Below are 18,835 nucleotides of genomic sequence, written 5' to 3' on the forward strand. Positions count from 1 at the left end.
TAAGGGCGTTTCTGGCAGATCGCCATGATTAAACGTTTCACCTGCCGATAAATGGCCGACGCAAGCGCTTGCGTAAGCAAATGTATCTGACATAGAGTCGGCAGCACTCGACTACAAAAATAATAAACGCAGGAGCTCATTCATGAGCCTTGAACCCTTGCTTGAGATGCAGGGCATCAGCAAGACCTTCAACGGTCTGCGCGTGCTCAAGAATGTCGGCCTGAAAGTCTACCCCGGCGAAATCCACGCCTTGATGGGGGAGAACGGCGCCGGCAAATCGACGTTGATGAAAATCCTTTCCGGCGCTTACCAGGCCGACCCCGGCGGCGAAATCCGCATCGCTGGCCAGCCCGTCGCCACCTTCACGCCCGCCACCGCCAAAGCCCTCGGCATCGCCGTGATCTATCAGGAACTGAGCCTGTGCCCGAACCTGAGCGTGGCCGAGAACATCTACCTGGGCCGCGAATTGCGGCGTGGCTGGACCATCGACCGCAAGGGCATGCAGGCCGGTTGCAGCGAAGTACTGCAACGCCTGGGCGCGGAGTTCACGCCGGCCACCGCGGTCAGCAGCCTGTCGATTGCCGAGCGCCAGTTGGTGGAAATCGCCCGCGCGCTGCACGCCCACGCCAGGATCCTGGTGATGGACGAACCGACCACGCCGCTGTCATCCCGCGAGACCGACCGGTTGTTCGCGCTGATCAAGCAACTGCGCAGCCAGGGCCTGGCAATCATCTATATCAGCCACCGCATGGCTGAAATCTACGAGCTGTCGGACCGCGTCTCGGTACTGCGGGACGGCCAATACATCGGCGAACTGACCCGCGACGCGCTGTCGGCCGAGGTCCTGGTGAAGATGATGGTCGGCCGCGACCTCTCCGGTTTCTACAAGAAGGAGCACGCGGCGTACAACCCCGGCAACGTGGTGATGCGCGTACGCGACATGGCCGATGGCAAGCGTGTGCGCCATTGCAGCTTCGACCTGCACGCCGGCGAAGTGCTGGGCATCGCCGGGCTGGTCGGGGCAGGGCGCACCGAGCTGGCGCGGCTGATCTTCGCCGCCGACCCGCGCACCTCCGGCACCCTCGAAGTAGTCGGCAAGACCGTCACCCAGTTGCGCAACCCGGCGGACGCGATTCGCGCCGGCGTGGTCTACCTCACCGAAGACCGCAAGGCCCAGGGGCTGTTCCTGGACATGAGCGTGGCCGACAACATCAATGTCTGCGCCTGCGTGCCGGACGCGCATGCCGGTGGCGTGCTGGACCGTGGCCACGCCGTGCAACGCGCGAAGGCTGCGATCCAGTCACTGTCGATTCGCGTGGCATCGGGCAAGGTCAATGTCGGCGCGCTGTCCGGCGGCAACCAGCAGAAGGTCTTGCTGGCGCGGCTGCTGGAGGTCAAGCCGCACGTGCTGATTCTCGATGAGCCCACCCGGGGCGTGGACATCGGCTCCAAGTCCGAGATCTACCGCATCATCAATCAACTCGCGCAAGCGGGCGTGGGCATCGTGGTGATTTCCAGCGAGCTGCCGGAAATCATCGGCACCTGCGACCGTGTGCTGATCATGCGCGAAGGCCAGTTGGTGGCCGAAGTCGGCGGGGCCTCCGGCCACGTCATTTCCCAGGAACGTATTATTGACCTCGCCACCGGTGGCGATCAGGTGGTTGCCCATGGCTGATTCGATGATTGCAACACCCGGCAAGGCCGAGCGCGCCCGCGAACTGATGCGCACGGTGGGCATGCTGCCGGTGCTGATCCTGCTGCTGGTGGGCTTTGCCCTGGCCAGCGAGAACTTCCTGACCGTGCAGAACCTGTCGATCATCACCCAGCAGGCGTCGGTCAACGTGGTGTTGGCGGCGGGCATGACGTTTGTGATTCTGACCGCAGGTATCGACCTGTCCGTAGGCGCGATCCTCGCGGCCTCGGCCGTGGTGGCGCTGCAGGCGTCGATGTCGCCGCAGTTCGGCATGTTCGGGATCGCCGCGGGCATCGGTTTTGGCCTGTTGCTGGGCCTGGTCAACGGTGGCTTGATCGCCTTCATGCGCCTGCCGCCGTTTATCGTCACCCTCGGCGCGCTCACCGCGATGCGCGGCCTGGCGCGGTTGTTGGCCGACGACAAGACCGTATTCAACCCCGATCTGCCGTTTGCGTTTATCGGCAATGACTCGATCCTCGGCGTGCCCTGGCTGGTGGTCATTGCGGTGGCGGTGGTGGCGCTGTCGTGGTTCATCCTGCGCCGCACGGTGATGGGCGTGCAGATCTATTCGGTCGGCGGCAACCCCGAAGCCGCACGGCTTTCCGGGATCAAGGTGTGGAAGGTGCTGCTGTTCGTCTACGCCATGTCCGGCGCGCTGGCCGGGCTGGGCGCGGTGATGAGTGCTTCGCGCCTGTTCGCCGCCAACGGCCTGCAACTCGGACAATCCTATGAGCTGGATGCGATTGCCGCGGTGATCCTCGGTGGCACCAGCTTTACCGGTGGCGTCGGCACTATCGGCGGCACCTTGATCGGCGCGCTGATCATTGCGGTCCTCACCAACGGCCTGGTGCTGCTGGGGGTGTCGGATATCTGGCAATACATCATCAAGGGCATCGTGATCATCGGCGCGGTCGCGCTGGATCGCTATCGCCAGTCCGGTGCACGGACCTGAGTTCACCCCCATAACAATCACAAGAGAGACCCGCATGAACCTTAAACGCATCTTTCCCGTCATGGCCTTGGCTGCGCTGATGTCCCAAGCCGTCGAAGCCCGCGAACTCAAGGCCCTGGGCATCAGCATGGGCTCGCTGGGCAACCCGTATTTCGTGACCCTGGCCGATGGCGCCAGCGCCCGGGCCAAGGAGCTGAACCCGAATGTGAAGGTCACTTCGGTGTCGGCCGACTATGACTTGAGCAAGCAGTTCTCGCAGATTGACAACTTCATCTCGTCCAAGGTCGACCTGATCCTGATCAATGCCGTCGACCCGTCGGCCATGGCCTCGGCGATCAAGAAAGCGCGGGATGCCGGCATCGTCGTGGTGGCGGTGGATGTGGACGCCAAGGGCGTCAACGCCACGGTGCAGACCGACAACGTCGAAGCCGGCAAGCTGGCCTGCCAATACCTGGTGGACAAGCTGGCGGGCAAGGGCAACGTGATTATCCAGAACGGCCCGCAAGTGACTGCCGTGACCGACCGCGTCAAAGGCTGCAAGGCCGCGCTGGCCAAGGCCCCGGACATCAAGGTGCTGTCCGACGACCAGGACGGCAAAGGTTCGCGCGAAGGCGGGCTGAACGCGATGCAGGGTTACCTGACGCGCTTCCCGAAAATCGACGGCCTGTTCGCGATCAACGACCCGCAAGCCATTGGCAGCGACCTGGCGGCCAAGCAGCTCAAGCGCAGCGGTATCATCATTACCTCGGTGGACGGCGCGCCGGATATCGAGAATTCGCTGAAGACCGACTCGCAGATCCAGGCCTCCGCCAGCCAGGACCCATGGGCCATGGCGCAGACGGCGGTGAATGTCGGCAATGACCTGCTCAACGACAAAGCCCCGGCCGAAGCGGTTACCCTGCTCACGCCAAAACTGATCACCCGCGACAACGTCGGCACGTACAGCGGCTGGTCGAGCAAACATTGATTCATTGAGAGGAACAGCGTCGTGGTCACCATGGATGACGTGGCAAGCAGGGCCGGGGTGTCGTCGTCGACCGTGTCCCACGTATTGAACGGCACACGCAAAGTCAGCCCGGCGACAGTGCAGGCGGTGCAGCGCGCGATCCAGGAGCTGGGGTATATCCCCAACACCCTGGCGCGCTCGCTGGCCCGTTCGAGTACCAGCACGATTGGCGTGGCGATTTCGGCGCTGTCCAACCATTACTTCAGCGAGACCGTGCACGCGATTGAAACCGAGTGCGCCCGGCACGGCTACATGATGCTGTTCGTCGACACCCATGATGACCCGGAGCAGGAGCTGCGGGTGGTCACGGCGCTGCATCACCGGCGCGTCGACGGGATTTTGCTGGCCCCGTCGACCGGCTCGTTGGCGCTCCACTACCTGCAGGCCAATGAGGTGCCGACCGTGCTGGTGGACCGCATGATGAGCCCGCAGTTTGACCAGGTCGGGGTCGAGAACACGTTGTCCACCCAGGCGCTGATCACGCATTTGATCGAACATGGGCACCGGCGCATTGGCTTTATCGCCGGGCGGGCGGGCCTGGGGACCACCGATGAACGCGTCGCCGGCTACCGTGCGGCGTTGCAGGCGGCGGGTGTGGATTTCGATCCGCAGCTGCTGGTCAACGGCGGCTCCAACAGTGAACCGGCCCGCGTGGCGACCGCGCAACTACTGGCCTTGCCGGTGCCGCCTACCGCAATCATGGCCGGCAATAACCTGATGACCCTCGGCGCCATGCACGCGCTGCGTGACGCGCAGGTCGAGGTGCCGGGGCAGATGGCCCTGGTGGGCTTCGATGATTTTGACTGGGCGGATTTTTTTGTGCCGCGCCTGACCCTGATCGCCCAGCCGGTCCAGGAACTCGGGGCGCGCGCGGTGCACCGGCTGCTGCAACGCATGGCCTCGCCCCAGGCACCACCGGAAACAGTGCGCCTGGCGCCGAGCCTGCAACTGCGTAATTCATGTGGCTGTCTCTGACTGGAATACCCGCGTATGAACACCCCTGTTTCCCTCGGCATCGACCTCGGCACCTCGGAACTCAAAGCCATCCTGATGGATGCAAGCGGCGCCGTGCTGGCCCATGCCGGGGTGCGTTTGAGCGTGTCGCGGCGCCACAGTGGCTGGTCCGAACAAGCCCCTGAAGACTGGTGGCAGGCGTGCCTGCAAGTGCTGGAGCAATTGCGCCGCCACCCAGCGTATGCCCGCGTGGTGTGTATCGGCCTGTCGGGGCAGATGCATGGCGCCGTGTTGCTGGGGGATGACGACCGCGTGTTGTACCCGGCGATCCTCTGGGATGACTCGCGCGCCGTGGCCGAGGCCGAACACCTCGGCGTGGCGTTTGCCGACGCCACCGGCAGCTTGCCCATGGCCGGGCTCACCGCACCCAAATTGCTGTGGCTGCAACGGCACGAACCCGAGGTGTTCCAGGCGATTGATTGTGTGCTGTCGCCCAAGGACTACCTGCGTTTGCGCCTGACTGGCGAGCGCGTCAGCGAGATGTCAGACGCCGCCGGCACCCTGTGGCTGGAGGTGGCCAAGCGTGAGTGGTTCGAGCCGATGCTGCGCGCCACGGGCCTGACGCCCGCGCAGATGCCGCGGTTGATCGAAGGCGGCGCGCCGAGTGGTCGTCTGGTCGCAGCCGGCTTGGGCTTGGCGCCCGACGTGGTGATTGCCGGCGGTGGCGGTGACAACCCGGTGGCGGCCGTCGGTATCGGCGCGATCAATGCGGGGGATGGCTTCATCACCCTCGGCACCAGCGCGGCCATTGTCGCGATCACCGACCACGCCGCCGGCAACCCGGCGAGTGCGGTGCACAGCTTCTGTCACGCGCTGCCGAACCGCTGGTACACCATGGGCGCCATGCTCGCCGGTGCCAGTTGTTTGCGCTGGGTCACGCGGCTGGTGGGCCTGGCCGATGAACAGACACTGTTGGACCAGGTGCAGGCGCAGTTGCCGATCGGCCAACCGGTTGCACTGGATACGCCGTTGTTTCTGCCGTACCTCGCCGGCGAGCGCACCCCGCATAACGATCCGTTGTTGCGCGGTGGTTTCATGAACCTGGGCCATGACTGCACCCCGGCGATGCTCGGGTATGCGGTGATGGAAGGCGTCGGTTTCGGCCTGCTCGACGCGTTGCGCGCGGTGCAGTCGACCGGCGCCGACGTGACGTCCTGCGCCCTGGTGGGCGGCGGCGCCCGCAGCGTGTACTGGGCGCAGTTGCTGTCAAATATCCTCCAGCGGGAAATCTACACCCTGCACGGCAGCGAGCTGAGCGCCTGTATTGGTGCGGCGAAGCTGGGGTTCATGGCCATCGGGCAGGGCGCCCAGTTGGCGGTGGGCCTGCCGATCAAGGCCCGGTATCAACCTGATCCGGCGCAGCAACTGGTGCTGCAGGCTCGCTATGCCAAGTTTAAGGGCTTGCTTGCGGCGGCGAGGGGGTTGCATGACTGAGGGGGGGGGCGGGATTGATGGGGTGAGCAGGCTTTATGTGGGAAGTAGGTTTCATGTGGTTAGCAGGCTTTGTTGCTTGCAGGCTTCTTGTGGTTAGCTGGCATTGTTGCTTGCAGGTTTCTTGTGGTGAGCAGGCTTGCCCTGCGTTGGGGCGCGAAGCGGCCCCTGGTCCAAGCGCCCCGGGGTGTCTGGATAACCCTATGGGGCTGCTGCGCAGCCCAACGCAGGGCAAGCCTGCTCACCACATAGATCCTGCTGACCACAGGAAACCTGCTCACCACATAAAAGGGCTGTTCACCAAATAAAGCCTGCTCACCCCATAACAGGGCTGCTCACCACACAACAGGCCTGCTCACCCCATAAAGCCTGCTCCCCCCAACAACGCTGTTCACCCCCAACACACTTTCTTTGCCCAGGGGCCAGGGTCACAGCCAAGCCGCATCCCACAACGGGTAATCCCCAATACGCTCGACCAGACCCGCCCGCAGTGGATTGGCAATGATGTAGCGAGCCATCTTGCGAAGGTCTTCCTCCACCCGAACCGCGCGGTCGTGGTAGCCACGCTGCCAGAACCTTTCCCGGCTACGCCGCGCCCGGTTCACGTTCAATGTGCTGCGTGACTTGGTCTGGCGCATGACATCCGCCAGCGTCGCGTCGTTGAGGTCGAACAACCAATGGAAATGATCCGGCATGATCACCCACGCCCACGAGTTGACCATGCCGCTGTCGTGGGCTCTTTTGAATTCAGCGACCAGCAATCGGCCCAGGTGAAAGTCACTGAACAAGGGGAAGCGTGGATGGACCACGGCGGTGACCAGGTAAGCACGCCCGGTTTCCGAGTATCGGCCCCGGCGTAAAAGGTGAGAATTCGGCTGACGAAACAATCCGTTGCTCCTTGCAGGGATGAGAGACTTTCACGTTAGCAGCGGAGGTGGACTACCCCTGGGGAGATCCGTGTCTGCCTGTTTCATCGTGGCAAATGGTCTTGTTGTAGCAAGTTGATTTCAGGTGACGAGCAGGCTTCATGTGACAGACAGGGTTGTTGGGATGAGCAGGCCTTTTGTGGGGAGTCGGCTTCATGTGGTGAGCAGGCCTTTTGTGGTCAGCAGAACCTTGTGGTGAACAGGCCCTCTGTGGTGAGCAGAACCTTGTGGTGAGCACGCCCTCTGTGGTGAGCAAAAACTTTGTGGTGAGCAGGCTTGCCCTGCGTTGGGGCGCGAAGCGGCCCCTTGGCCAGACGATTGAGTCTTTCTGGAAACATGTGGTGACTGTATTGGGGCTGCTGCGCAGCCCAACGCAGGGCAAGCCTGCTCACCACAAAGGGCCTACTCACCACATAGGTCCCACTCTTCACAACAAGCCTGTTTGCTACATAGAGCCTGCTCACCACAAAAGGCCTGGTTGCCACATAGCGTTTGCTCACCACAACAAACCTGCTAGCCACATAAAGTGTTGTAACCACAACAAACCTATTCAGCCAGCCAACTTGCGCAGCACACTGTCCAGTGAGGTGCTGCCCTTGAGCACCTGATCGTGCTCGAAGCAGATCCAGCCTTCGTTGAACCCATCGACCATGCGCATGCGCGGTGTTGGGTTTTGTGCGCCTTGGGCGCGCAGCAATGCTTCCCAGGTGTCACGCTCGACCACTTCGGCGCATACGTCACGGCCGAGGATTTGCGTCAGGCTGCGGGCGATGTCGTTGGGGCTGACCCATTGGCCTTCCAGTTCGACCACGCGGCGGCCAGCCCAGTCCTGCTGCAGCAACTGCGCCGCCAGGGCGCCGATGTCGGCGGTGGCGATCATCGGCACGGCCTTGTCCAGGGGTTGCAGGAAGCTATGGATGACGCCGGTTTCCCGGGCGGCGATCACATCGTAAAGCGCGTTCTCCATGAACCAGGCCGGGCGCAGGAAGGTCACCGGCAGATCGAGGGCGCTCAGCGCCTGTTCCATCAGGGTGCGCTGGGTCAGCAGGTTGAGTTCGCGGGCCTGGGCGCCGATGGTGGACAGGCATAGCACTTTCTTCGGCGCCGCTGCCTGGAGTGCCTGGCTGACGGCGGCAATCACCGCGCGCGCAGCGGGGAAGTCCGGCAGCGGGTCGAAATCCGAAGGCGGTAGGATGAACACCCCCGTCGCGCCCCGGAAGGCCTCGGTCAGGGCCTGGGCATCTTCCATTCGCGCCAATGCTATCTCGCAGCCCAGGTCCGCCCAATAGGCCGCCTTGTCCGCGTCACGCATGACTGCGCGCACCGGTTGGCCCGCTTCGATGAGGTGATGCGCCAGGGCGCCGCCGACTTTGCCTGTGATTCCGGTAATGACGTACATGAGCTTTATACCTGTGGTTCCAATGTGTGGAGCCCAGCATAAAGATCGGCCAATGTTGACAGAATAGCGATCCTGTCACTGCGTTGATGACGCCTGGTCACTAATCCGCAAGCGGCGGCAGCCGTCGCTTGACCGGGGTTTTCTTGACGATCGCGGTGTTGGTTTCGGCATACGCGTTCAGCCGGTCGAGGAGGGTGTCGAGGTGGTCCATGGTGCGCACGTGCAAGCGTGCGATAAAGCAGTCATCACCGGTGACCTTGTCGCACTCGGTGAACTCGGGGATCGCCTGGATCTGGCGTTCCACCTCCTGCAATTTGCCCGGCAACGGGCGGATGCGCACGATGGCTTGCAGCAGGTAGCCGAAGTGTCTGGGGTCGATGTCGACGGTGTAGTGGGTGAGCACGCCGCGTTCCTCGAGGCGGCGCAGGCGTTCGCCGACACTCGGCGAGGACAACCCGGTGATGCCGGCCAAAGCCTTGAGGGACAGCCGCGAGTCGTCCATCAAGGCGGCGATCAGTTGCTGGTCGATGGTGTCGATCATGGGGGGCGCCTAATTAGTAAAGGTGAATACGAGGTTTTGCCTTTTTTAGTCGCTGGAGCGGCTGCCAAGCAGATTGCCATAATTGAGCCTCATTTGAGGAGCCTCCATCGTGGACACATCTATCCGTCGCGGTTCGTGGGAAATGGTCGCCGCCATGCTGATCTCCGGCACTATCGGCTGGTTTGTACTGGTGTCGGGCGTGTCGGTGATCGAAGTGGTGTTCTGGCGCTGCGTGATCGGCGGGCTGGCCCTGTTGTTGGTGTGCGCGCTGCTGGGCTACCTGCGGCGCGACCTGCTCAGCTGGACGAAACTCGGCCTGGCGATGCTCAGCGGCGTGGCCATCGTCGGTAACTGGTTGCTGTTGTTCGAGTCCTATTCCCACGCGTCGATCGCCATCAGCACGGCGGTGTACAACGTGCAGCCGTTCATGTTGGTGCTGTTGGCAGCGCTGTTTCTGGGTGAAAAAATCACCGTGCAGAAGCTGGCCTGGTTGAGCGTGGCGTTCCTCGGGATGCTGGCGATTGTCACGGCCCATGGCGAGCAAAAGTCGGGCGGTGGCGACTATCTCGCCGGGATCGCCCTGGCCTTGGGCGCGGCCTTTTTGTATGCGATTGCCGCACTGATTATCAAGCGCTTGAAAGAAGTGCCGCCGCATTTGATGGCGTTGATTCAGGTCACCACCGGCGCGGTACTCCTGGCGCCGCTGGTGCCCTGGAACAGCCTGCCGGCATCGACCAACGCCTGGTCGGCCTTGATCACGCTCGGGGTGGTACATACCGGGTTGATGTATGTGCTGCTGTACGGCGCGATCCAGAAATTGCCCACGGCCATCACCGGCGCGTTGTCGTTCATCTACCCGATTGCGGCGATCCTGGTGGACTGGATCGCCTTCGGGCATCGCCTCGGCTGGCTGCAATGGTTGGGTGTGGCGGCGATTCTGCTGGCGGCGGCAGGGTTGCAGCGGGGCTGGTGGTGGCCCCGCTCCCGCAGCGTCAGTGCGTGCCCTGGTAGATGAGGTTTTCGGGGTCGAAATGCGCCACGCCACTGCCCGGTTGCGGCAGGCCGAGGATATGCCCCTTGATCTTGCCCACCACGTGCATCTCGCAGGGTTTGCAGTCGAACTTCAGGGTCAGCACTTCATCGCCATGGATCAGTTGCATCGGCGCAACCTTGGTTTTCACCCCCGTCACGCCTTTGGCCTGTTTAGGGCACAGGTTGAACGAGAAACGCAGGCAGTGCTTGGTGATCATCACCGGCACTTCGCCGGTTTCTTCATGGGCTTCGAAGGCGGCATCGATCAGCTTCACGCCGTGGCGATGATAGAAGTCGCGGGCCTTCTGGTTGTAGACGTTGGCCAAGAACGACAGGTGCGCTTCCGGGTACACCGGCGGCGGCGTGGTTTCGGCCTTGCGCCCGCCACGCGGGTGCGCCGCGACGCGAGCAGCGGTCAGGGCCTCGATCACTTCGCGGCGCAACGCCTTGAGCTGCGAGTTGGGGATGAAGAACGCCTGCGGCGCATCCAGCGCGATGTTGGTCGCGTGGTATTCGGTGGTCCCGAGTTGGCCGAGCAGATCGCGCAGGGTGTCGAGCGCCTGTTCCGGCTTGTTGGCCACACCGAACGGGCCGGGCAGGGTGACGCTGGCGCTGATGCCTTCTTCGCTGGTCGCGGTGACGTGCAACTGCTCTTCACGCAGGCACGCCACCCATGACAGGCCGATCCGGCGTTCAGCCGAGGTCTTGAGCAAGGCCTGCTGCCAGTTGTGGTCCAGGTTGCGGTTCAGCGGATGGTTGGGGCGCAGTTGATGCAGGCCGGCCGGCATTTCGTTCGGCTCGACGCGGTAGCGATAGCGTTTCTCGCCGTCTTCCTCGAACTCGCCCTTGGGCTCGGCGATGTTCGCGCGAAAACCCACCACTTCACGCTTGACCAGCACATTGAGGCCGTCGCCGTTGGACAGCGGCTCATGGGTCACCACCTGCAGGTCGCGCTTGCCGGCTTTTTCCACCACACCCACCGGCAGGCCGGTGAAGGTTGGAGTGTCGAAGGCGCCGATGTCGATCTTGCGGTCGCTGACAAAGTAATCGGTGCTGCCCCGGTGGAAGGTTTTTTCCGGATCGGGCAGGAAGAAGTGTGCGGTACGGCCGCTGGAGGCGCGGGCCAGGTCCGGACGGTCTTCAAGAATCTCGTCGAGGCGCTGGCGGTAGTAGGCGGTGATGTTCTTCACATAGCCCATGTCCTTGTAGCGGCCTTCGATCTTGAACGAGCGCACGCCGGCCTCGACCAGGGCGCGCAGGTTGGCGCTCTGGTTGTTGTCTTTCATCGACAGCAGGTGCTTTTCAAAGGCCACGACGCGGCCCTGGTCATCTTTCAAGGTGTACGGCAGGCGGCAGGCCTGGGAGCAATCGCCACGGTTGGCGCTGCGGCCATTCTGCGCGTGGGAGATATTGCACTGCCCGGAGAACGCCACGCACAGGGCGCCGTGGATGAAGAACTCGATGGCGGCATCGGTTTCGTCGGCGATGGCGCGGATTTCCTGCAGGTTCAGCTCACGGGCCAATACCAGCTGCGAGAAACCGGCCTGGTCGAGAAACTTGGCGCGGCCCAGGGTGCGGATGTCAGTCTGGGTACTGGCGTGCAGCTCGATAGGCGGAATATCCAGCTCCATCACGCCCAGGTCCTGCACGATCAACGCGTCGACACCGGCGTCGTAGAGCTGATGGATCAGCTTGCGCGCAGGTTCGAGTTCGTTGTCATGCAAGATGGTGTTGATGGTGGTGAACACGCGCGCGTGGTAACGGCGGGCGAACTCCACCAGTTGAGCGATATCGCTCACCTCGTTGCAGGCGTTATGGCGGGCGCCGAAGCTCGGGCCACCAATGTAGATGGCGTCGGCGCCATGCAGGATAGCCTCGCGCGCGATGGCGACATCGCGGGCAGGGCTGAGCAATTCCAGGTGATGCTTGGGCAAGGACATAGTTTTTTTAGTCAGGCTTGTCACGGTTGAGGCGCGCATTGTAGCCGTGAAATGCCTGACCGGCATCACTTCAGGCTTGAGCGGCCATCGCGGTGACTTCCACACGCATGCCGTCGACCGCCAGGGCGGCGACGCCAACAGCCGCGCGCACGGGCCAGGGCTTGGCGAAAAAGCGTTTGTAGACTTCATTGAAGGCGGCGCGGTCGGCCATGTCGGTCAGATAAATGGTCAGGTGCATCACCCGGTCCATCGAGCTGCCGGCCTTTTCCAGGGCGACTTTCAAGGCTTGCAGGGTGCATTCGCTTTGCGCGGTGATATCGCCCAGTTCCAGGCTGCCGTCGGCGCGGGTCGGGATCTGGGTGGAGACCAGGATGCCGTTGAAGCCGATGACGTCGGAGGAAATCGAGTCGGCATCCGGATCGGGAGTGTAGGACAGGTCGTGGTTGGCCATGGGCGCCTCTGGTTGGCAGTCAAGGAAAGGCGCCCATGGTCCCCGAAAATCACAACAGGGGCAAACCGGCGGGTCAGTGCCAGCGGCGGAACAGCACGCTGGCATTCACGCCGCCAAAGCCGAAGCCGTTGGACAGCGCGTATTCAATGGCCATCGGCCGTGCCTCACCGCGCAGCAGGTCCAGGCCCTCGGCGAGGGCGTCAGGGTGGTCCAGGTTGAGTGTCACCGGGGCGATCTGATCGCGCAGGGCGAGGACGGTGAAGATGGCTTCGATGCCGCCCGCAGCGCCCAGCAAGTGGCCAGTGGCGGATTTGGTCGAGCTGATCGCCGGGCTGCCCGTGGCGCCGAACACCGTCTTGATCGCGGCCAACTCGCCTTTGTCGCCCACGGGCGTCGAGGTGGCGTGGGCGTTCAGGTACTGCACCGCAGACGCCTCGATTCCAGCCTGGCGCAAGGCCTGGGTCATGGCCCGGCGTGCGCCGTCACCGTCTTCCGGGCCAGCCGTCATGTGGTAGGCATCGGCACTGGTGCCGTAGCCCACCAGCTCGGCAATCGGCTGGGCGCCGCGTGCCAGGGCGTGTTCGAGTTCCTCGATGACCAGGATGCCGGCGCCTTCGCCCATCACGAAGCCGTCGCGCGCCTGGTCGAAGGGTCGCGAGGCACGCTCCGGGGTGTCGTTGAAGTCGCTGGACAGCGCCCGCGCCGCTGCAAACCCGGCGAGGCTGACCCGGTGGATCGCCGCTTCGGCGCCCCCGCACACGGCGACATCGACTTCACCGGCACGGATCATCCGCGCGGCGTCGCCAATCGCCTGCACGCCGGCCGCACAGGCGGTCACCGGTGCACCCAGCGGGCCTTTCAAACCGTAGTTGATCGACACATGCCCGGCGGCCATGTTGCTCAGGAACGACGGAATAGTGAACGGTGACAGACGCCGTGGGCCCTTGCTGTCAGTGGTGCGCACCGCATCGGCAATCGCCGGGAAACCGCCTACGCCCGAAGCAATGATGGTCGCGGTGCGTTCCTGTTCTTCCGGGGTTTTCGGTGCCCAGCCGGCTTGCTTCAACGCCTCGTCGGCCGCCGCCAGGGCGAACAGGATAAAGCGGTCCATCTTGCGCTGTTCCTTGGCGGCCAACAGCCGATCAGGATCAAAACCCGCCTCGGCATCCTGCTGCGCACTCTGGACTTGGCCGCCGATGCTGACCGCCAGGTCGCCAATCAATTCTTCAGGCAGGCGACGGATGCCCGACTGGCCTTTCAACAGGCGCTGCCAGGTCGCTTCCACGCTGGCGCCCAGCGGCGTCAGGGCGCCCATGCCCGTCACAACGATACGTTTACTCATGATCAATCGACTCCGGTTGTGTTGAGGGTACAGACCCTATGGACGTCACTATCATGATGAAAGTAACATGGCGTCACACAACTTTATAGCGACTCACAGGAACCCCTATGCAACGCAAGTCCCTGACCCGCGACGAATGCCCTATCGCCCGCAGCCTCGACCGGGTAGGGGAGTGGTGGAGCATCCTGATCATGCGCGACGCGCTGCAAGGCCTGCGCCGTTTCGATGAGTTTTCGCGCAGCCTCGGCATCGCGCCGAACATGCTCACGCGCCGCCTCACCGCCCTGGTGGACGCCGGGATGCTTGAGCGCAAGGCCTACAGCGAACGGCCGCCGCGCTACGAATACGTACCGACGGCCAGGGGCGAGGATTTTCGTATGGTGCTGATGTCGCTGGTGGCGTGGGGCAACCGGCATTACGCCGAGGAAGGCGCCAGTGTGCAGGTGGTGGAGCGCGGGACGGGGCGGTTGGTGCAGCCGATGATGGCTGATGCCGATGGGCAGGTGGTGCCCTTGGAGGCCTGCACGTTGCAGGCCGGTCCAGCCGCCAGCGCGGGGATGCGCGAGCGGCTGGAGTCATTCCGGGAGTGATTACAGCAGGGTGAACGGGTAGTCGACGATCAGTCGCAACTCGTTCAAATCGCCATCGCGCTGATCGGCGTTCGACGCCACGATCGCATCGCGCACGCGCAGCGACAGGTTTTTCGCCGGCCCGCTCTGAATCACGTATTTGGCCTCAAGGTCAGTCTCGTGGTGAGCGCCATCGGCACCATAGTCGCCGGCATACGCGCTGTTGACCGGCGTATGGGTGCCGTTGATGTCCGAGCCATTGATGTAACGACCCATGAAGCTCAGGCCCGGCACACCATAGCTGGCCATGTTCAAGTCATAGCGGATCCCCCAGGACTGCTCGCCCGGGCCGTTGAAGTCGCCCCATTGCACCGAGTTGGCCAGGTATACCGAGTCGCCGCCTTCACCCGCGCCGTTGTTGCCGGTGCCGATGTAGTCGAAGGGCGTGTCGCCGTGCACTTTCTGGAACGACAGCGTCAGCGTATGGGCCTGCAGGAACGAATACGCCGCCGCGACCGAATACGTGGTGTTGTTGATCGCGCCGGCCTTGGCGCTGCCGGTGTCGAGGGTGCGATACAGGTTGCCGTCCAGGGCCAGCGACTGGTCATGACCCAGCGGGATGACGTAGTTGAGGTTGGTGTAGTACTGACGCCAGATATCTTCCAGTTCGCTGGCGTACAGCGTCGCGCTCAGGGACGGGGTGAAGGCGTATTTGCCGCCGACAAAACTCGCGCTGTTGGCCGGCACGTTGGCGTAGGTGGCGTAGATATCGTGGTCATGGTCGCTGGTCATGCCGCTGTTGGTACTGGTGAAGTGCCCGGCTTCCAGGTCCAGCCCGGCGATCTCGCTGCTGGTCAGGTCAAAGCCGGTGGCGGTCTGGGGCAGCAGGCGCGTACCGCCGGTGGCGAACACCGGTGCAGTGGGCTGCATGTCACCGAACTTGAGTTGGGTCTTGGAGATTTTGATCTTCACCGCGGCACCGACGGAGCCGTAGGCATCTTCGGGATCGCCATGCCGGTCGGTCGGCAGGTTGCCGGTGCCGGCGTCCGCATGGGTAGCGTCGAGTTTCAGCCCGCCGTAGGCGTAGGCATCCACGCCGAAACCGATGGTGCCCTGGGTAAAGCCCGAGGCGTAGTTGAGCATCGCGCCCTGGGTCCAGTCGCGGTTGTCGGCCCTGCCGCCTTCGCGGTTGCGGTCGAAGTAATAGTTGCGCAACAGCCCGGTGACACTGCTGCCCTCGATAAACCCTTTGGAATCGGCCTGGTCGGAGACGGCGTCGGCTTGCGCGAATTGGCTGATACTGGCGCACACCGCCAGCGCTAACAGGCTGCACTGTTTGATCATGTTGTGACTTCCCCGGAATAATTAACGCGCACAGAAACATCGCACTGACTGGATGGCGCATAAGAGCGTATTGGCAGATGTTTTTCAGGTGAGGCGTTACGATTCTTATTGTGTTCGGCGAGTTTGCCGAGGTTGATTCTAAGCACAGTTCACGCGGCCTGCAGCCAGGCGCTGGATTAAACTCGATTAATTAAACTTCACACTATTTAATCAAGCAGGGGTGTAGCGTTGGCCCTGTCTTAGCCGCTCTGCTTCGACAAAAACCTTTGGTTGCCGCCGCAGACTCTGCGGCGGATTTTTTATGCGCGGTCGAATAACTTATATAACGCGGCACTTAACCAATGGCTATTTAAACACCGCGTGGCTCAATTGGGATTCAGCGCGTATACAGCGCACTCATCGACCTGAACCCCTTGAACTCGATTGGGTTGCCAAACGGATCGAGGAAAAACATCGTCCACTGCTCGCCGGGCTCACCGGCAAAGCGTACTTGCGGTTGCAATACAAAGTCGGTGCCGGCGTGGGTCAGGCGCTCGGCGGTGACTTGCCAGTCTTCCAGGGCCATGGCCAGGCCGAAGTGCGGCATCGGCACCAGGTGCTTGCCGACATGCCCGGTGTTTTCGGTCTTGAACGGTGTGCCCAAGTGCAGTGACAGCTGGTGCCCGAAAAAATCGTAGTCGACCCACGTCTCGGTGCTGCGGCCTTCCTCGCAACCGAGCACGCCGCCGTAGAAGGCCCTGGCGCGGTCCAGGTCGGTGACATTGAAGGCAAAGTGGAAAACGGTCTGCATGGCTAAACCTCACGACAGGGCACGGTTGTACTTCAAGGAATAAGCCAGCACGTTTGATTATTGGACAGCAAAAGTCCAGCCGGACGATGCTTGAGGACTATTTCCTGGGAGTGCTTCATGACTGCACAACGCCAACTCAAGCTGGGCGCGTTCATGCGTCCGGCCAGTATCCACACCGGCGCCTGGCGCTATCCCGGCGCTTTTCGTGACGCCAATTTCAATTTCGCGCACCTCAAGCGCTTTGCGCAAACCCTTGAGCGCGGTCGGTTCGACGCCTTCTTCATGGCCGACCACCTGGCCTTGCTGAACATGCCCACCGAGGCACTCAAGCGCAGCCATACCGCAACCTCGTTCGAGCCGTTCACGCTGTTGTCGGCCTTGAGCCAGGCGACCGAGCACATCGGGCTGGTGGCCACCGCGTCCACCACCTATGACGAACCCTTCCACATTGCCCGGCGTTTTGCCTCCCTGGACCACCTGAGCAATGGCCGCGCCGGTTGGAATATCGTCACCACCGCCAACCCGGATGCCGCGCTGAATTTCGGTCTGGACGAGGCCTATTCGCATGATCAGCGTTACGCCCGTGCCCGCGAGTTCTACGACGTGGTCACCGGGCTGTGGGACAGTTGGGCCGACGATGCGTTTATCCGCGATGCCGACAGCGGCGTGTTCTTCGACCCCGACAAGCTGCACACCCTCGATCACAAGGGGCGCTACCTGAACGTGCGCGGCCCGCTGCACATTGCCCGCCCGGTACAGGGCTGGCCGGTGATCGTGCAAGCCGGCTCCTCCGAGCCCGGGCGGCAACTGGCGGCAGAAACCGCCGAAGTGATCTTCGTCGCGCCGGGCAACCTGGAGGAGGGCAAGGCCTTCTATGCCGATATCAAGCGGCGCATGCGCCTGATCCAGCGCAACCCCGACCACCTCAAGATCCTGCCTGGCGCCTTTGTGGTGGTGGGCGACACGCTTGAAGACGCACGCCGCATTCGTGCGCACCTCGACAGCCTGGTGCATGAGCAGAGCGCAATTGCCTCGCTGTCGGTTGCGCTGGGTACGGACGCGTCCACATTCGACCCGGACGGCTACCTGCCGGCAATTCCCGAAACCAACGGCAGCCAGAGCTCCCGCGAACGTGTGCTGGCCCTGGCCGATCGCGAGCAACTGACCGTGCGTCAATTGGCCCAGCGCCTTGGCGGGTATGCCGGCCTGTCGTTCGTGGGCACCGCCCAGAGTATTGCTGACGAGATGCAGCAATGGCTGGAGGAGGAGGGCAGTGACGGCTTCAACGTGATGTTCCCGTGGCTGCCGGGCGGGCTCGATGATTTTGTCGACCACGTCGTGCCTGAGTTGCAGGCGCGGGGGATTTTTCGGCGCGAGTATGAAGGGGCAACCTTGCGCGAGAACCTGGGATTGCCACGGCCGGGCAACCGGTTCTTCAGCTGAAGCGGGGTGTGGAGGAGGGGGTGGCCCCCTCGTTCCGCCCGGGTATTACTCTTTGACGTCCATGAACTCTTGCGCCCAGGCCACGTAGTTTTCCGGCAACGTGTAGGTGTGCGTCAGTTCGGTGGCACTGAGGTTGGAGGTGCTGTGGGTCAACTGGCGCTGCGCGCGCAGGCTGTCGTAGGTGGCCTTGATTGCAGCAAAGTAGGCGCCGTGACCCGCCACGACCACGCGTACACCCAGGCTAGCCAGGCGTTGGCTGTCATTGAGCTTGGGGTTGCCGTAAGTCACCAACATCAACGGCACGGTGAGGTTTTCGGCGATTTTCTCCAGGTGTTCGAAGTCGCTGACACCGACCATGCAGATCCCGTCCGCACCGGCCTTTTGATAGGCCAGGGTCCGCTCGATCACGGCTTCGGTGGGCAAGACGCCGGCGTTGGTGCGGGCGATGATCGCCAATTCCGGATCGACGCGTGCTTCCAGGGCTGCCCTGACTTTGCCGATGCCTTCCTCGATGGAGATCAGGTCGGTGGATTTGCGCCCGAATTGCGCGGGCAGCAACGTGTCTTCGATGGTGAGCGCGGCGACACCGGCACGTTCGAGTTCTTCGACGGTACGCATGACGTTCAGGGCATTGCCGTAGCCGTGGTCGGCGTCAGCAATAAACGGCAACTGGGCGACGCGGCCGATGCGGGTGGCCTGCTCGACGAATTCACTCAGCGTGATCAAGGCAAAATCGGGTGCGGCGAGTACCTGCAACGAGGCGACAGAGCCACCCAGGATACCCACCTCAAAACCCAGGTCGGCGGCGATACGCGCCGACATCGGGTCGAACACAGACGCGGTTTCAACGCACGTAGGCGTTGCAAGCAATTCACGGAAATTACGACGCAGGGCTGAGTGTGACTTTCTTGGCATGATCTTTCCTGGTTGGGGCCATTGTCGACAAACGATCAATGCCTATT

Annotated in this window: 17 protein-coding genes; 8 read left to right on the plus strand and 9 right to left on the minus strand. The window is 62.8% G+C overall.

Annotated elements, in window-relative coordinates; genetic code table 11:
* Positions 1-142 precede the first annotated feature (142 nt).
* The 5 genes from AC07OJ_RS03010 to xylB are packed head-to-tail and all read left to right on the plus strand — an operon-like array spanning position 143 to position 6,099.
* On the plus strand, positions 143-1,675 hold the full coding sequence (locus AC07OJ_RS03010) for a sugar ABC transporter ATP-binding protein (protein ID WP_495093896.1): 1,533 nt from the start codon (positions 143-145) through the stop codon (positions 1,673-1,675).
* Positions 1,668-2,645, plus strand: coding sequence for an ABC transporter permease subunit (locus tag AC07OJ_RS03015; RefSeq protein ID WP_065905202.1), 978 nt, complete (start codon positions 1,668-1,670; stop codon positions 2,643-2,645). Before AC07OJ_RS03010 ends, AC07OJ_RS03015 begins: the two co-directional genes overlap by 8 nt.
* Positions 2,646-2,679: 34 nt before the next feature.
* Positions 2,680-3,612, plus strand: a complete 933-nt coding sequence (locus AC07OJ_RS03020) for an ABC transporter substrate-binding protein (RefSeq protein WP_495093897.1) — start codon at positions 2,680-2,682, stop codon at positions 3,610-3,612.
* Between the two features lie 21 nt (positions 3,613-3,633).
* The gene (locus tag AC07OJ_RS03025; RefSeq protein ID WP_065905206.1) at positions 3,634-4,626 is read left to right on the plus strand and encodes a LacI family DNA-binding transcriptional regulator; all 993 of its coding nucleotides are present in this window, start codon (positions 3,634-3,636) and stop codon (positions 4,624-4,626) included.
* Between the two features lie 15 nt (positions 4,627-4,641).
* A complete protein-coding gene (gene xylB, locus AC07OJ_RS03030; RefSeq protein ID WP_495093898.1) occupies positions 4,642-6,099 on the plus strand; it encodes a xylulokinase in 1,458 nt (485 codons plus the stop codon).
* Between the two features lie 425 nt (positions 6,100-6,524).
* Here xylB and AC07OJ_RS03035 read toward each other — a convergent pair whose 3' ends face one another.
* The 3 genes from AC07OJ_RS03035 to AC07OJ_RS03045 form a co-directional block, all read right to left on the minus strand.
* Complete coding sequence (locus AC07OJ_RS03035) at positions 6,525-6,983, minus strand: REP-associated tyrosine transposase (RefSeq protein WP_495093899.1); 459 nt, start codon at positions 6,981-6,983, stop codon at positions 6,525-6,527.
* A gap of 589 nt (positions 6,984-7,572) precedes the next feature.
* Positions 7,573-8,421: an NmrA family NAD(P)-binding protein gene (locus tag AC07OJ_RS03040; RefSeq protein ID WP_495093900.1), complete on the minus strand. Its 849-nt coding sequence runs from the start codon at positions 8,419-8,421 to the stop codon at positions 7,573-7,575.
* A gap of 100 nt (positions 8,422-8,521) precedes the next feature.
* A complete protein-coding gene (locus AC07OJ_RS03045; protein WP_065905217.1) occupies positions 8,522-8,962 on the minus strand; it encodes an Lrp/AsnC family transcriptional regulator in 441 nt (146 codons plus the stop codon).
* 109 nt (positions 8,963-9,071) lie between these two features.
* On the opposite strand from AC07OJ_RS03045, the gene AC07OJ_RS03050 reads away from it, so the two are divergent.
* Positions 9,072-9,977, plus strand: coding sequence for a DMT family transporter (locus tag AC07OJ_RS03050; protein WP_495093901.1), 906 nt, complete (start codon positions 9,072-9,074; stop codon positions 9,975-9,977).
* Here AC07OJ_RS03050 and AC07OJ_RS03055 read toward each other — a convergent pair.
* The 3 genes from AC07OJ_RS03055 to fabF form a co-directional block, all read right to left on the minus strand.
* Positions 9,955-11,934 (minus strand): peptidase U32 family protein, encoded by a 1,980-nt coding sequence (locus AC07OJ_RS03055; RefSeq protein WP_282396584.1) that lies wholly within the window; start codon positions 11,932-11,934, stop codon positions 9,955-9,957. The two genes, AC07OJ_RS03050 and AC07OJ_RS03055, sit on opposite strands and share 23 nt — an antisense overlap.
* Before the next feature lie 70 nt (positions 11,935-12,004).
* On the minus strand, positions 12,005-12,385 hold the full coding sequence (locus tag AC07OJ_RS03060; protein WP_065905223.1) for a RidA family protein: 381 nt from the start codon (positions 12,383-12,385) through the stop codon (positions 12,005-12,007).
* 73 nt (positions 12,386-12,458) lie between these two features.
* Positions 12,459-13,727 carry a beta-ketoacyl-ACP synthase II gene (gene fabF, locus AC07OJ_RS03065; protein WP_495093902.1) on the minus strand — a complete coding sequence of 423 codons (1,269 nt, stop codon included), beginning with the start codon at positions 13,725-13,727 and terminating at the stop codon, positions 12,459-12,461.
* Positions 13,728-13,834: 107 nt separating this feature from the next.
* Here fabF and AC07OJ_RS03070 point away from each other — a divergent pair, with 107 nt between their 5' ends.
* A complete protein-coding gene (locus AC07OJ_RS03070; RefSeq protein ID WP_495093903.1) occupies positions 13,835-14,317 on the plus strand; it encodes a winged helix-turn-helix transcriptional regulator in 483 nt (160 codons plus the stop codon).
* Here AC07OJ_RS03070 and AC07OJ_RS03075 read toward each other — a convergent pair whose 3' ends face one another.
* Positions 14,318-15,640, minus strand: coding sequence for an OprD family porin (locus AC07OJ_RS03075; RefSeq protein ID WP_065905229.1), 1,323 nt, complete (start codon positions 15,638-15,640; stop codon positions 14,318-14,320).
* A 376-nt stretch (positions 15,641-16,016) separates the two neighbouring features.
* Entirely contained in the window at positions 16,017-16,430 is a 414-nt protein-coding gene (locus AC07OJ_RS03080; RefSeq protein ID WP_495093904.1) for a VOC family protein, read from the minus strand.
* A gap of 117 nt (positions 16,431-16,547) precedes the next feature.
* Between AC07OJ_RS03080 and AC07OJ_RS03085 the strand changes: the two genes are divergently transcribed.
* Positions 16,548-17,873 (plus strand): LLM class flavin-dependent oxidoreductase, encoded by a 1,326-nt coding sequence (locus AC07OJ_RS03085; protein WP_495093905.1) that lies wholly within the window; start codon positions 16,548-16,550, stop codon positions 17,871-17,873.
* A 45-nt stretch (positions 17,874-17,918) separates the two neighbouring features.
* Here AC07OJ_RS03085 and AC07OJ_RS03090 read toward each other — a convergent pair whose 3' ends face one another.
* Positions 17,919-18,788, minus strand: a complete 870-nt coding sequence (locus AC07OJ_RS03090) for an isocitrate lyase/PEP mutase family protein (protein ID WP_065905235.1) — start codon at positions 18,786-18,788, stop codon at positions 17,919-17,921.
* Between the last annotated feature and the right edge of the window lie 47 nt (positions 18,789-18,835).

This window comes from Pseudomonas sp. GW821-FHT09C08, from assembly GCF_059418125.1.